Origin of the sequence: Mesorhizobium sp. CO1-1-11, from assembly GCF_020164995.1 — a bacterium.
Lineage (GTDB): Bacteria > Pseudomonadota > Alphaproteobacteria > Rhizobiales > Rhizobiaceae > Mesorhizobium > Mesorhizobium australicum.
Genome location: NZ_JAIUHE010000009.1, coordinates 68556 through 83155 on the forward strand (window position 1 = coordinate 68556; position 14600 = coordinate 83155).

The window sequence follows — 14600 nt, forward strand, 5'->3', positions numbered from 1 at the left end:
TGCCAAGCGTCAGCGGCAAAAATCGCCCGTGCTGGCTTCAGCCCTGACGCTCGGGCACCCGGACGATCAGGCCGTCGAGCGCGTCGCGTACCTTGATCTGGCAGGACAGGCGCGAGTTCGGCTGGACATCGTAGGCGAAGTCCAGCATGTCTTCCTCCATCGCCTCGGGCTCGCCGACTTCGGCCGTCCATGCCTCATCGACATAGACATGGCAGGTCGCGCAGGCGCAGGCGCCGCCGCACTCCGCCTCGATGCCCGGGACAGCGTTGCGGATGGCGTTCTCCATGACCGTCGAGCCGTTTTCGGCGTCCACGTCGAAATGTGTGCCGTCATGGGCGATGAAGGTCAATTTGGTCATTTGTCACCTGAAGGGAGTTTCGCCCCGGACGAAGGGAGTTCGCCCGAGGGGAAAGCGAGTTTCGCCCGAGATAATCACTCCGGCAAACAAGTCAACTGCCGTGCGAAAGCGGCGCTCCGTGACGTTTTTGTCGCAAACCTGGATCAGCGATTGATGGCGGCGATGAAGTCGCGCACTTCGTCGATCAGCCTGCCGAGCCGCTTGAGCGTCTGGGCGTCCTCCGGGCGATGCTCGATATCGGTGACGCAATCGGCGATGGCGAAGGCACCCACGCCACGGGCCGACCCTTTCAAACCATGAGCCAGCAGGAGCCGGTCCTTGATGTCGGCATCGACTATTTTGTCGCGTACCGACAGTGCCTGCTGTACAAACAGCGCCAGCACCTCTTGCTCGAGGGCGCGGTCGCCCATCGTTTGCCGGGCAAGGTGTGCCAAATCGACCGGTCGGGACTGCCTCGTTCCCGATACGTCGCCCCCCGGCATTGAGAAGGCAATGCCGCTTTCGCCACGCATGAACTCGAACTCCATTTTCTTCGGTCGCCTGAAAACCTAGGCGAATCCAGTGGACAACGGGTTAATGGATGGCCCGGAAAAATGTTGCGAAAGCGGCGCCCAAATCACGCTTCCGTTAACCTTATATTTAAAGTTTTACGTATCCCGCGGAATGCATGTTTTCTTTACCCCCCTGTGTCATTACGATACGAGGGTCCATTTTCAGCCTCCTGCGCGGGGGTAAGACAAGCACAATTATAAGCCCCCGCGGCAGCTAGTACAGGGTAGCGAAGGCATGGCGAAGAAACCAACAACGACCAGAACTCTCGACAGCGACGTAGCCAGGGAACTCGAAAAAGCGCTCGATCTCGACCTGAGCGGCGATACCGATAGCGGCGACCTCGATATCGCGGCCTCGATGGAAGATCTGGAAGCGCAGATATCACAGGCCGCCGACGAACTGGCACGCGAGGGACGCAATCAGCAGCCTGCGCCCGTCGTCAATCAGCCCCAGGCCGCGAAGCCCGCGCCAAACGCCAAGCCGGCCGAACTTCGCCCGGTCGAGACGCGCAATGGTGGCCAGCCCGCCGGCTTCGCGCCAGCCAACGACGATCGTCAGAAAGATTACAAGACCCTTCTGCACAGCCTGAACAGGCGCGCCTCCAACACCATTTACTGGGTCATCGCCTTTGTCTCGCTTGCCTGGATCGCGGGCGCCGGCGGACTGGCGAACCTGCTTTTTGGACCGGGCATCTGGCGGATCCGCACGCTGGACCAGTTCTTTGCCCGCCCCGAACTGATCGGCCTTGCCGTCGCGGCTATCGTGCCTGTCATCCTGTTCTGGGCCTTCGCGACGATGATTCGCCGCGCTCAGGACATGCGCATCGCCGCGCAATCGATGACGGAAGTGGCCTTCCGCCTGACCGAGCCGGAAAACATGGCCCAGGATCGCGTCATGATGATCGGCCAGGCCGTCCGCCGCGAGGTGGCTGCCATGGGCGAAGGCATCGAACGCACCCTTGCCCGTGCCGTCGAACTGGAGACGCTGGTCCACAGCGAGGTCAACCAGATCGAGCGCTCCTATTCGGAAAACGAAACCCGCATCAGGTCGCTGGTCGACGGATTGGGCAGCGAACGCGAAGCAGTGGTCACCCATGCCGAACGCGTCCGCGCCTCGATCTCCGGCGCGCACGAGACGCTGCGCGATGAAATCGGCGCGGCAAGCGACATCATTCGTGACAGCATCCTCAACGCGTCGACCAAACTGTCGATGACGATCACCAATTCCGGCGACACGCTGATCGACCGCATCAACGAAAGCTCGATGTCGATCTTCGATTCGGTGGAAGGCCGCCTCGACAACATCACCGACCGGCTTTCGACCTCCGGCGAGGCTTTCGCCAGCCTGCTCGACACCCGTATCGCCAAGCTGACGGACACCACGGACGGTTTGACCCGTTCGTTGACGGACCTGCTCGACGATCGCACCACCGGCATGGTGTCGCTGCTCGGCGGCGCCGCGCGCACCCTCAATTCCGAGTTCGAGGCCAGCCTCAACGGCATCGAACGCACCTTGGCCGAACGCGGCCAGGCGCTGATCAGCGAATTTCAGACCCGCGCCGAAGCGCTGGACACCGGCACCCAGAAGCTCAATGCCGCGCTGGAAGCCCGCGCCCGCCAGATCAACGAAACGCTGGTCGAGCGCGCGCGCGAAATCGCCCACACCTTCGCCGAGAGCAAGGACACGCTGTCGGCCATGATCGATCAGGGCAAGACCCAGATCGGCGCCGACATGGCCGACATTGTCACCTCGACCTCTTCCATGCTCGAGGCGCGCGCCAGCGATTTCGCCGGCCGCATGGAGGCAGCCCGCCACGTCGTGTCGCGCTCCTTCGATGCCGACATCCAGCGGCTTGCCGACGCGCGCGTCGGTATCGAAGAAGCCGTCGAAAACCATAGCCGCAAGCTCTCCGAGAGCCGCGAGCGCATGGCGGCAGCCATGCAGGCGGACCTGGAGAAATTCGACGAAGGCCGCGCCGGCATCGATGCGGCGGTGACCAACCAGGTGCAGAGGCTGGCTGAAGGCCGCAGCCTGATAGCGCGTGCGCTCGAAGAAGACCTGCGCAAGGTCAACGAATCGCGTGCCGCCATCGATGCGTCGCTCGGCAGCCACCTCGAAAGGCTGGAAGAGGGCCGCAACCGGCTCTCACTGGCTCTCAACGAAGACTCCGGAAAATTGGTGCAAGCTCGTACCATCATTGATGAAATGGTGGCCGGGCATGTTGGAAAACTGGCCGAAGGCCGCAACATTTTGTCGCGCGCCTTGGAGGCCGATCTCGGCAAATTGTCCGAGAGCCGCGCCGACATTGACGGCCTTGTCGCCGGCCAGGTCGAGAAAATCGCCGAGGGCCGCGCGGTGCTCGCCAAGGCGCTGGAAAACGACATTGCCGGTATCAAGAACCTCATCGAGGCGCATTCGGCGAAACTGGCCGAGGACCGCACGCAGCTTGGCCGTTCGCTCGAAAGCGACCTGTCGGGGATACGCGGGCTGATCGACAGCCATTCGGGACGCCTGGCGGAAGACCGCGGCCTGCTGTCGCAGACGCTCGAAGCCGACCTTGCCAAGCTGGCCGAAAGCCGCTCCAGCATCGACGGTCTGGTCGCCGGCCAGGTCGAGAAGCTCGCCGAGGGCCGCGACATCCTGAAGCGTGCGCTGGAATCCGACCTCAATACGATCAAGAACGTCATATCAAGCCAGTCGGACAGGCTGGCCGAGGATCGCGGGCAGCTCTCACGTGTTCTGGAAGCCGATCTGCAGAATGTGAACAGCGTCATCGCCGACCACATGAACAGGCTGGTTCAGGATCGCTCGACCTTGTCGAAGGCGCTTGAGGACGATCTCGCCAAGCTGGCCGAAAGCCGCTCCGGCATCGACGGTCTGGTCGCCGGCCAGGTCGAGAAGCTCGCCGAGGGCCGCGACATCCTGCGCCGCGCATTGGAAGCCGACCTCAGCACGGTCAGAAACACCGTTGCCGATCAGTCCCAGAAACTGGTCGACGACCGCGCCCAGTTCGCCCGCGCGCTGGAGGCCGATCTCGAAACCGTCAACAGCCTTGTCAACAGCCACTCGGACCGACTTGCCCAAGAGCGATCCACACTGTCAAAGGCGCTTGAGGCCGATCTCGAGGCTGTCGGCAGCCACGTCAGCAGTCACGCGGAACGGCTTGTGCAGGAGCGTTCGACCTTGTCGAAGGCACTTGAGGCCGACCTTGAGACTGTCGGCATCCACGTCAACAATCACGCGGAACGGCTTGTGCAGGAGCGTTCGACCTTGTCGAAGGCTCTCGAGGACGATCTTGCCAAGCTGGCCGAAAGCCGCTCCAGCATCGACGGTCTGGTCGCCGGCCAGGTCGAGAAGCTTGCCGAAGGCCGCGATGTCCTCAAGCGTGCGCTGGAGGCAGACCTTGCCAAGCTGGCCGAAAGCCGCTCCAGCATCGACGGTCTGGTCGCCGGCCAGGTCGAGAAGCTCGCCGAAGGCCGCGACATTCTCAAGCGTGCTCTCGAAGCCGACCTGCAGAAGCTGACCGAAAGCCGCGGCGATATCGACGATATCATCGCCGGACATGTCGGCAAGTTGTCCGAAGGCCGCAACATGCTCAGCCGCGCGCTGGAAGATGATCTCGGCAAGCTCGCCGAGAGCCGCAAGGAGGTCGATCGTTCGCTGTCCGGCCACATCGACCAGATCGCGGCCAGGAGCACGGACATTTCCGCCGCGATCGCCGCCGATGTCGACAAGATCGAGCAGGCGTTCAGCCGCCAGACCGGCATCATCGAGGAACGCGCCGGCACCATGGAGCGCGCGCTCTCGACTGGTGTCGACAACGTCCGCAACGTGCTCGAGAAGAGCGCTGTCTTCGTCGCCGGCGCATTGCGCGAAAAGGTGCTGGAAGTCACCAGCACGCTGCACGAACAGGCCGGTGCGGCTTTCAGCGACGCCGATCGCAAGATCGCCGAGCGCGCCGAGCAGACGTCCGCCGCCCTGCTGGCCCGGGCCGAAGACATCGCCCGCACCTTCGAGGAGGCCGATCGTCGCCTCCACGCCCGTGCGGAGGATACGTCGAACGCCCTGCTCGCCCGCGCCGATGACACCTCCAGCTCGCTGCTGGCCCGTGCCCACGAAACCGCCGATCAACTCGCTGCCCGCGCCGGCGAGATCGCCGGCACCTTCGACATGGCCGACCAGAAGCTTGCCGCCCGCGCCCAGGAAACCGCCGATCAGCTGGCCGCCCGCGCAAGCGAGATTGCCGGCACGTTCGACGCGGCCGACCAGAAGCTGGTCGCCCGTGCCGTGGAAACGGCGCAGTCGCTGGCCGCCCGCGCCGGCGACATCCTGCGGAACTTCGAAAGCGCCGACCAGCGGCTCGGCATGCGCATCGGCGAATCCGCCGAGGCGCTCGCCGCCCGCGCGTCGGACCTCGGTCGTATCTTCGATGCCGCCGACCAGCATTTGGTCTCGCGCATCGCCGAGGGTTCGGACGCGCTGTCCAGCCGGGCATCCGAAATCGCCCGCATCTTCGACGACGCCGACCAGCGCCTGGTTTCGCGCATCGCCGACAGCACCTCGACGATCGGCGAGCATGCGCAGACCATTGTCGGCGCCTTTGCAAGCACCGAGCAGCGGGTCGCCGATCGCGCCCGCCAGACCGGTCAGGAGCTGGCCGTGCACGCCCGCGAAATCGAGCAGGCACTTGCCGGCGCCGACGAGCGTCTTGCATCGAGCGCGGCGGCAGCGGCCGCCCGTGTCGAAGAACAGATCGCTGGGGTCGAAAACCGGCTCGCCTACACCACCGAGACGATGGGCCAGAAGCTCAACGAGCAGGTGTCGAGTGCCGAGGCACAACTCGTATCGCGTGCCAATGTGATCGCGGAAACCTTTACCGCGGTCGGACAACATATCGGCCAGAGCACCAATGACGCGGCCAAGACGATCGGCGCCAACACCCGCGAGCTCAACACCATGCTCGCGGCGCGGTCGGCCGAGATGTCGAAGATCCTCGACGAAACCGCGCGGCCTTTGGTCGAGCGCTTCGCCCAGGGCGGCTCGGAACTGCAGAAGAGCATGGAAGAGGTCACGGAACGCGCGACCGAGAAGCTGCGCAGCGAGAATGCAGCCCTGGTCAACGCACTGGCCAGCCGCACCGCCGAAACCTTGTCGGCGGTCGAAGGCGCCCGCTCGTCGCTATCCGACAGCGTCGCCGATCTGATCGGCCGCATGACCGAGTCCAGCTCGCAGCTCGGTCAGCTGATCGAGCAGGCCGCGGTCAACCTCGGCGAGGTCGACGAACGTCTGACCGGCAGCACGCAAAGCTTCGCGGCGACCACCGAAAAGGCGGCGCAGACCTTTGCCAGCTCGGCGCGTCTGGTCGATTCGAACACGACGAGGCTGACGGAACTGTCGTCGTCGACCTTGCGCGAAGTCGCCTCGATCGCCACCAAGTTCGATGAACACAGCCGCTTGCTGGCCAGCGCCTCGGACCTGTTGAGCTCGGCCCAGAGCAACCTCGAACACACGCTGGAAAGGCAGTCCTCACTTGAGGACCTCGCCGTCGGCCTGGTCAAGAAGTCGGAAGATCTCGAAAGGGTCATGCGCTCGTTCGAAAATCTCGTCGGCCAGACCCTGCAGAACGCCGAGGGCAAGACAATGGAGTCCGCCGACAAGATCCGCAACGCCATCACCGACGTCGTCGATTCGGCAACCAAGCGCTTCGCCGATGCGACCGAGGAGATGCGGCGCACCGCGGGCTCGATCAAGAGCGAGCTCGACCTCACCCGCGCCGAGCTCAAGAAGGGCGTCATCGAGATGCCGGAAGAGGCAAAGGAGTCGACATCGGCCATCCGCCGCGCGGTTTCCGAGCAGATCAACGCCTTGAAGGAGCTTTCGGACATCGTGGCGAAGTCCGGTCGTGGCGGCGACACTTCAGAACCGCGGCCCTTGCGCCCTGCGCCGCAGGCACCGGCGGCACGCGCCGCCGAGCCACCCCGTCGCGCCCCGGCACCGCAGGCGGACCTGCGCCCGCCACAGGCGCCACTGGGCGGCGCGGGACTGCGCGGCACGCTCGATCTGGATCGCCCGGCTGAGGCAGCACCGCGCCAGCGTGCCACCGACGCCACTGCCCGCGCGCCGCAAGGCGGCTGGGTGCGCGATCTCTTGACCGCCGCGTCGAACGATGCCGAGCTCAGGCCGGCGGCTTCCCAGGCGCCAGCGGAAGCCCCGCGCGCGGCCCCTGCCCAGCGTTCGCCGGCACATGTCGTGGAATCGCTGAACTCGCTGTCCGTCGATATCGCGCGGGCCATCGACCACGATGCCTCGATCGAGCTGTGGAACCGCTACCGGCGTGGCGAGCGTGACGTGTTCACGCGCAGGCTCTACACGCTCAAGGGCCAGCAGACGTTCGACGAAATCCGCCGCAAGTACCAGGCGGAGGCCGAATTCCGCACCGCCGTCGACCGCTATTGCGACGATTTCGAGAAGCTGCTCAAGGATGTCTCGCGCAACGACCGCGACAACATCATGGCGCAGACCTATCTCACGTCGGACACCGGCAAGGTCTACACCATGCTGGCCCATGCCAGCGGCCGCCTGCATTAGGCGGTCGACAAGCCAAACCGAAAGAGGCGGGGGATTGTCTCCCGCCTTTTTCTTGAAGGAACTGACTCGCCACCCGGAGACGCATCCGGGTTTGATCTCGCTTTCCGGAACCGGATCCTGAGTTGTGAAGACGGCAATCATCTTCGACTGCGAATTTCTCTGCCTTGAGGGATCACAACGCCGATTCTGGTGCGCGGCCCATGATCCCGATCCGATCATCGCGCAGATCGGCGCGGCAGGCTCGGCCTCGAAGGTGATTCCCCGTGCTGGGCACGCACAAGGCCTATATCAGACCGGTCGACCGGTTTGGCGAGCGGTACACGCTCGATCCGTTCTTCACTGGACTGACCGGCATCACCGAAGAAATCATCGAGGCCGAGGGCGTCGTGCTGGAAGATGCTCTTGCGGGCGTCGATCGTTTCTCCGATGGGGCCCGGTTCTGGTCCTGGGGCAAGGACAAACTGAACATGATCGCCATCAGTTGCTATGTCGCGGGCATCAGGCCGCCTATCCCGGCCACCCGGTTCGACAATGCGGTCAAGCTGCTGGTCGCGGCCGGCATGCCGATCGAGGACCTGGCAAGGACGCCGAGCAACAAGCTTGCGGATTATCGAACATCCGCCACTGCAGGGGCATGACGCGCTCGACGATGCGCTGTCCGTAACCTACACCCTGCAGCACCTGATGAAGACTGGAAAGCTGCGGCCGGACACCTTCGACCGTCCGTAACCCGGAAGCGTTGGTGGAATCCCGGCGCGCCTGGCGCTCAGATCACCGAATCGGTCCAGCGAACGACCTGCTTGGCCGCATCGCCGAAGGCGGCGTCGAGCGCGCCGACATAGGCCGGGTTGCCGCTCCCCGAAACGGGTGCCGATGCGGTGAAGCTCTTGGAAGCCTTCACTTCCCCGTTGCGGTCGTTGAGCAAGCGCACGAACAGGTTGACCTCGGCATGTTCGCCGCCATTGACGCGCACTTCGAAGGACCGAACCTCGACGATGACCTGATAGTCGATCGCCAGCCCCTCGCCCGGCTTGCCAACGCCGGCAAAGCTGCCCGAGCGCTGGAATGTCTCGGCCAGCCGCGCCTGCACGATCAGCGGCAGGCGGTCGGCCCATTGCGCGCCCTTCAGATACTGGATCGAGCCGTCGGAGGGTTTGATGACGATGTTCTGGCTGTCCAGTGCCTTCAGCGCCGAAGGCTGGGCGATCAGGATTTGCTTGCGGCTGTGGCCATGCGCGTCGACCGACGGCGCCGACAGTTCGAACGTGTCGAGCGGTGCCGGCTTGCCGCCGAGCGCCGCGCAGCCGGCAACCGCCAGGACAAGCAGCACCGCAGCCGATTTCAACCCGCCCGTTCCAAGCCTACTCAATCTCACGCGTGATCCCCGTTATCCCCTGATCGCAAGATCAACCCGCATTCACGAGCACTGTTCTTGCGGCGGGCCGATGCCGAAGTCAACGCCGCGCCCTGCCGTCGAACTGCCGAACCTCGCCGTCGCCGCCCGAAAGGATGCGCTGCGGATTGCGGCTGAGATCGGTCACCGCCTCCTCGATGCGGTTGATCGAGCGGCGGCTATCCTGCACCAGCGCCTCGACATTCTGCAGCCCCTGGCCCGAGAAGCGCGCCAGATTGTCGGTGATAACCCCAAGCCGGGCATTCAGCGTATCGGCGACCTGCTTGAACGATTTCAGCGTATCCCTGGCGTCGGCCATCACGCCGTCGGCCTGGCCCGAGCCGAGCAGCTTGTCGACCTTGGCGAGAATGCCGTCGACCCGCACCGAGGCGTCGTTGAGCCGTTGCGCCAGCTGCCTCGCGTCCTTGATCGTCTGGTCGATGTCGTCAGCCCGATTGGCGATCTTGCCGGTCACCTCCGCGATATCGGCAGCCGCCTTGTTGGCGCTGTCGCTGGCCTTCTGGATGTTGGCGAGCGCTTGGCGCACCTGCGCCGGATCGATGCCGTCGAGCACGCCGTCGACCTTGGCCAGCGTGCCTTGCGTCTGCTTGGCGAAATCGTTGACCGATCCCACCGCCGTATCGACATTCCTGATCACACCGTCCAGCTGCTGCGAGGTTTCCTTGAGGTTCCCCGTCACCGCATCGACATTGGCAACGATGCTCTTGATCTTGTCCTTGTCGACGGCATTGAGCAGGCCTTCCGCTGCCTTCAACGTGCCGTCGAGCTTGCCTGAAACGCCTTTCAGCTCATCGGACAGCGCGCTGACGGCGGACAGGAATTTGTCGATGCCGTCGGAATTCCTGGCCAATGCATCGGAAAACGTCTGCACGTTCTGCACAGTCTGCGTCAGCGGCCCCCGCACATCCTTGGTGAAGCCTTCCAGCTCCGTCAGCACCTTGTCGGCACGGGTGAAGATGTTTTGCGCCGTCTGCAGCAGATTGGTCACGGCAGAAGGATTGGCGACGATCTCGGCGACCTTGCCTTCCTTCTCGGCCTGGTCGAGCAGCTTGACTTCCTTGGGGTCGGCGCCCTTGAGCTCGATATTGGCCTGCCCGGTGAGGCCGGCGAGGCCGATGTCGGCCTGCGTCGACTTGGTGATCGGCGTCATCCGGTCGATCTCGGTGTCGGCGATGGCGACAGTCGGATTGTCGACGTCGATGTAGACGCGCTTGACGTCGCCGACCTTGACGCCGTTGAACAGCACGAAGCTGCCGCGGCCGAGACCTGAGGCCGAGCCCGGAATGCGCACCCGCAGCAGCGTCGTCTCGCCCCTGTCGCCGATCGCCGCCGTCCAATAGACGAAGCCGAACGCCGCCAGGATCGCAACCAGCGTGAAAATGCCGACAATGACGTAGTTGGCTCTGGTTTCCATTGCTTCACTTATGGCTATGCACGTGCGGCAAGATCAAGTTGCCGTGCGCGTTTTCCGCGGAAATAGGATTTTACCCACGGCTCCTCGCTCTTCAGCATGTCGTCGATCGTGCCTTCGACCAGCACCTTTTTCTTGCCGAGCACCGCCACGTGGTCGCAGGCGGTAAACAGCGTGTCGAGGTCGTGGGTCACCATGTAGACGGTCAGGTCCATGGTGTCGCGCAGCTTGACCACCAGTTCGTCGAACTCGGCCGCGCTGATCGGATCGAGGCCGGACGTCGGCTCGTCGAGAAAAACGATGTCGGGGTCGAGCGCCAGGGCGCGGGCAAGTGCCGCGCGCTTGATCATGCCGCCGGAGAGTTCGGAGGGAAACTTCTGCGCCGCATCCGGCGGCAGTCCGACCAGCTCGATTTTCAGCAGCGCCAGTTCGTCCATCAGCTTTCTTGGCAGATCGAGATATTCGCGCATCGGCACCTGCACGTTCTCCATCACGGTCAGCGCCGAAAACAGCGCCCCATGCTGGAACAGAACGCCAAGACGCATGTCGATGCGCAGCCGCCCGAGGTCGCTTGCCTTGTCGACGTCGACGCCAAACAGTTTGATTGTTCCCGACTGCTTGGGCATCAGTCCGAGAATGGTTCGCAACAGCACGGACTTGCCGGCGCCCGAGGCACCGACGAACCCCAGTATCTCGCCGCGCTTGATGTCGAGCGACAGTTTGTCGAGGATCAGCTTGTCGTCGATGGCAACGGTGACGTCGTGCACCGAAAGCACGATTTCGCTCTCGTCCGGCGCCTCAGTCGTGATTCCGTTTCCCTTTGCCATGTTACTAGAACTGGATCGCTGCGTAGAACATAGCGAAAAGTCCGTCGAGAATGATGACGACGAAGATCGACTTCACCACCGAAGCGGTCACGTGCTGCCCGAGCGATTCGGCACTGCCGCCGACCTTCATGCCCTCGACTGAAGCGATCGTGCCGATGATCATGGCCATGAACGGCGCCTTGATCAGCCCGGCGAAAATCGTGCTGAGATCGATTGCGACACGCAACCGGTCGATGAAGGCAGCGGGGGGGATATCGGAGTAGAGCCAGGCCGCGACAATGCCGCCGCCGAGCGCGGCGAAATTGGCGATGATCGTCAGGCAGGGCAAGGCGATCACCAGGGCAACCAGACGTGGAAAAACCAGGACGCCGATCGGATTGAGGCCGATGACCTTCAGCGCGTCGACCTCCTCGCGCATCTTCATCGAGCCGATTTCGGCGGTGATCGCGCTGCCGGAGCGGCCGGCGATCATGATTGCCGTCATCAGCACGCCGAGTTCGCGCAGGATCAGCACGCCGACCAGGTCGACGACGAAGATGTCGGCGCCGAAATAGCTCAGCTGATACGCACCCTGCTGGGCGACGATGGCGCCGACGATCGCCGACATCAGCACCACCACGGGGATAGCGCCGACGCCCATGCGATCGATCTGGTTGAAGATCGCCGCCGGATTCACGGCATGGCCACGGCCGAGCTTCATCTGCGCGCCGCGGATGGTGGCGCCCAATATGTTCATCGAGGCGAGGAAATCGTCGCGCATCTCGTAGACGCGCCGGCCCACCGCCTCCAGTGCCCGAATGACAATGTTGGGTGGTCCCGCCGGTCCGGCTTCGGGTTCGCGCCGGACGGCCTCGCTCACTGCTTCGAGCAGGATGGAAGCGACGTCACTTTGGCCTTGCAGCCTTACCTCGACATTCTTCTTCTCGAAGACGCTGACCAAGCGATCGATCAGCCAGGCGCCGGCGGTGTCGATCTTCTCGATTTTCGAAAGATCGAGCGCCAACATCTTGAAACCGCTTCGTTTCTCGATCTTGCGCATCTCGGCGTCGATCAGCGCCACCGTCCGCGTCGTCCAGATGCCGGAGAACGCACAGCCGAGGACCCCATCCTCCTCGCCGACCGCGACGCGCGGGTCGTGGTCAGTCCCCGAGGCGGTCGTGCCGCTTGCGTCGCGTTTGCCGATGGTCAACATGGCGTCCTGTTTAGCCTGATGGGTCCGACCTTGTCGATTTGCCGACAACCCTTCTCGCATAGCCGGAGCAGAAAAATATGGCGCGTGTCATTTCGGTCGAGGCCGAGCGTTTTCCGATCGCCGGGACCTTCACCATTTCGCGCGGCTCCAAGACAGAGGCCGAGGTCATCACCTGCACGATCAGCGACAACGGCCATGTCGGTCGCGGCGAATGCGTTCCCTACAAGCGCTATGGCGAGACCATGGACGGCGTGAGCGGCGCGATCGCGGCGATGCGCGACCGGATCGCCGGCGGGATGGACCGTGCCGCCCTGCTCGACGCAATGCCTGCCGGAGCGGCGCGTAACGCTGTAGACTGTGCCCTGTGGGACCTTGAAGCCAAGATCAGCGGCAATCCGGTGGCGAACGCAATCTGGCCGGCCCCTTTGCATCAGCTCGAAACCGCCTACACGCTGTCGCTCGGCGAACCGGAGGCGATGGCTGCGCAGGCCCGCGCCAATGCCGGCAGGCCGCTGCTGAAGGTCAAGATCGGCGGCGACAACGACGCCGCCCGCATCCAGGCGGTGAGGCAGGCGGCGCCCGGGAGCCGATTGATCCTCGATGCGAATGAAGGCTGGACCGACGACAACATCGTCGCGAATCTCGCTTTTGCCGCGAAGCAAGATATCGCCTTGATCGAGCAGCCGCTGCCGGCGGGCCGTGACGGCATCCTGCGCCACATAGCCCATCCGGTGCCGATCTGCGCTGACGAGAGCGTCCATGAAGCAGGAAACCTCGAGGCGCTTGTCGGCCTCTACGACGCTGTCAACATCAAGCTCGACAAGTCCGGCGGGCTGACGGCGGCGCTCACCTTGCGCGACCGCGCCCGTGAGCTGGGTTTTGGCCTCATGGTCGGCTGCATGGTCGGCACGTCGCTGGCAATGGCGCCGGCGGTGCTGCTCGCGCAAGGAGCGGATTTCGTCGACCTCGACGGTCCGCTGCTGCTTGCCCGGGATCGTGTGCCGGGTCTCGTTTACCAGGGATCGCTCGTCTCACCCCCGGACCGGGCTCTGTGGGGCTGAGCGCGCGGCAAACCCGATCAGCATAAGGCCGACGATCGCGATCGGGATCATCGCCAGGAATCCATCGACACCGAGACGGTCATAGAGCGGGCCGGAAACAAGCGTAACGGCGGCCATGAAGAAGCCGTTGAAGAAATAGGCGATGCCTTGCGCGGCACCCGTGCGCTCTTCGGAGACGGTCTCGCCGATCATTTTCTGCAGGCCGATCAGCACCATTGCGACAGACACCGAATGCAGCGACTGCACGGCAAAGAAGCCGGCGGTGCCGAGGCCGAGCGGCCATATCAGTGGAAAGATGATCCAGCGCACAACGGATCCAATGCCGGCAATCACCATCACCTTGACGACAGATACGGAGGCGAAAATACGGTTGAAAAATAAAAACATGCAGACTTCGGACACCACGCCCCACGCCCACAGCAGGCCGACAACGGAATCGCTGATGCCGATCGATTTCCAATAGATGGAAACGAAACCGTAGAGGAAGGCGTGGCTGGCTGTAATGATGCCGACGCCAAGGGTGAAGGAGAGGAAATAAGCGTTGAACAGGCTTGGCGCCGCATGCTGGATTTCCACTGCCGACAGCGGCGAGGCCTTTCGCGGCCGTCCCATGCGCGGTGCCAGCAGGCCTGCGATGAGTGCCGCGCCAAGGGCAAGGAATATGATCACCGGGACGGCTCCAGGGCCACTGGCCGCCAGGATGAAACCGCCGGCGACATTGGCCAGGAGATAACAGATCGACCCCCATTTGCGCATGCTCGCATAATTGGCCCCGAAGCGGCGCACACCCGAAAGCGCCAGCGAATCGGCGATCGGCGAATGTGGCGTCCAGACAATGGTCAGCACCAGCGACACCGCCAGCACCGTCGCGTATGTCGGGGTCAGGAAGTATCCCGCGGACAGCAGCAGCGATGCGGCGACGAGCACGACATAGACATCGGCGCGGTCCCTGGCTCGATCGGCAAGTGTGGTCAGCAGCGGCGTCGTTACGACGCGCAGGAACATCGGCGCCGCCAGGATGACGGCGATCTGCTCGGCATGAAACCCCTTGGCCTGCAACCAAAGCGGGAAATAGGGCAAATGGGTGCCAAGCGATATGAACAACGTGCCGAAGATCAGGCTCATGCGCAGTTCAAAACGGCTCGGCTTCACGAGTTGTTCGGGCGAAAGCGGTGGCAGCGGCATGAATCGATCCAA

9 protein-coding genes and 1 pseudogene are annotated in these 14600 nt (G+C 63.7%); 3 read left to right on the forward strand and 7 right to left on the reverse strand.

Annotated elements, in window-relative coordinates:
* Positions 1–37: 37 nt before the first annotated feature.
* Positions 38–358, reverse strand: coding sequence for a 2Fe-2S iron-sulfur cluster-binding protein (locus LB554_RS12365; RefSeq protein WP_015317672.1), 321 nt, complete (start codon positions 356–358; stop codon positions 38–40).
* Between the two features lie 143 nt (positions 359–501).
* Positions 502–870, reverse strand: a complete 369-nt coding sequence (locus LB554_RS12370) for an Hpt domain-containing protein (protein WP_015317671.1) — start codon at positions 868–870, stop codon at positions 502–504.
* A gap of 274 nt (positions 871–1144) precedes the next feature.
* Here LB554_RS12370 and LB554_RS12375 point away from each other — a divergent pair, with 274 nt between their 5' ends.
* Together LB554_RS12375 and LB554_RS12380 are read left to right on the forward strand one after the other, a co-directional pair.
* The gene (locus tag LB554_RS12375) at positions 1145–7498 is read left to right on the forward strand and encodes a kinesin (protein WP_224584790.1); all 6354 of its coding nucleotides are present in this window, start codon (positions 1145–1147) and stop codon (positions 7496–7498) included.
* Positions 7499–7622: 124 nt separating this feature from the next.
* Positions 7623–8227, forward strand: a pseudogene (locus LB554_RS12380) (exonuclease).
* Between the two features lie 37 nt (positions 8228–8264).
* Here the strand turns inward: LB554_RS12380 and LB554_RS12385 are convergent.
* From LB554_RS12385 to LB554_RS12400, 4 genes are all read right to left on the reverse strand, one after another.
* Entirely contained in the window at positions 8265–8873 is a 609-nt protein-coding gene (locus tag LB554_RS12385; protein WP_140616262.1) for an ABC-type transport auxiliary lipoprotein family protein, read from the reverse strand.
* 79 nt (positions 8874–8952) lie between these two features.
* Positions 8953–10326, reverse strand: coding sequence for an MCE family protein (locus tag LB554_RS12390; protein ID WP_140664276.1), 1374 nt, complete (start codon positions 10324–10326; stop codon positions 8953–8955).
* Positions 10327–10340: 14 nt separating this feature from the next.
* A complete protein-coding gene (locus tag LB554_RS12395; protein ID WP_224584792.1) occupies positions 10341–11150 on the reverse strand; it encodes an ABC transporter ATP-binding protein in 810 nt (269 codons plus the stop codon).
* 4 nt (positions 11151–11154) lie between these two features.
* On the reverse strand, positions 11155–12342 hold the full coding sequence (locus LB554_RS12400) for an ABC transporter permease (RefSeq protein ID WP_140664278.1): 1188 nt from the start codon (positions 12340–12342) through the stop codon (positions 11155–11157).
* A 77-nt stretch (positions 12343–12419) separates the two neighbouring features.
* Between LB554_RS12400 and dgcA the strand changes: the two genes are divergently transcribed.
* Complete coding sequence (gene dgcA, locus LB554_RS12405; RefSeq protein ID WP_224584794.1) at positions 12420–13403, forward strand: N-acetyl-D-Glu racemase DgcA; 984 nt, start codon at positions 12420–12422, stop codon at positions 13401–13403.
* On the opposite strand, the gene LB554_RS12410 is transcribed toward dgcA, so the two are convergent.
* Positions 13374–14588, reverse strand: coding sequence for an MFS transporter (locus LB554_RS12410; protein ID WP_224584796.1), 1215 nt, complete (start codon positions 14586–14588; stop codon positions 13374–13376). The two genes, dgcA and LB554_RS12410, sit on opposite strands and share 30 nt — an antisense overlap.
* Positions 14589–14600: the final 12 nt, after the last annotated feature.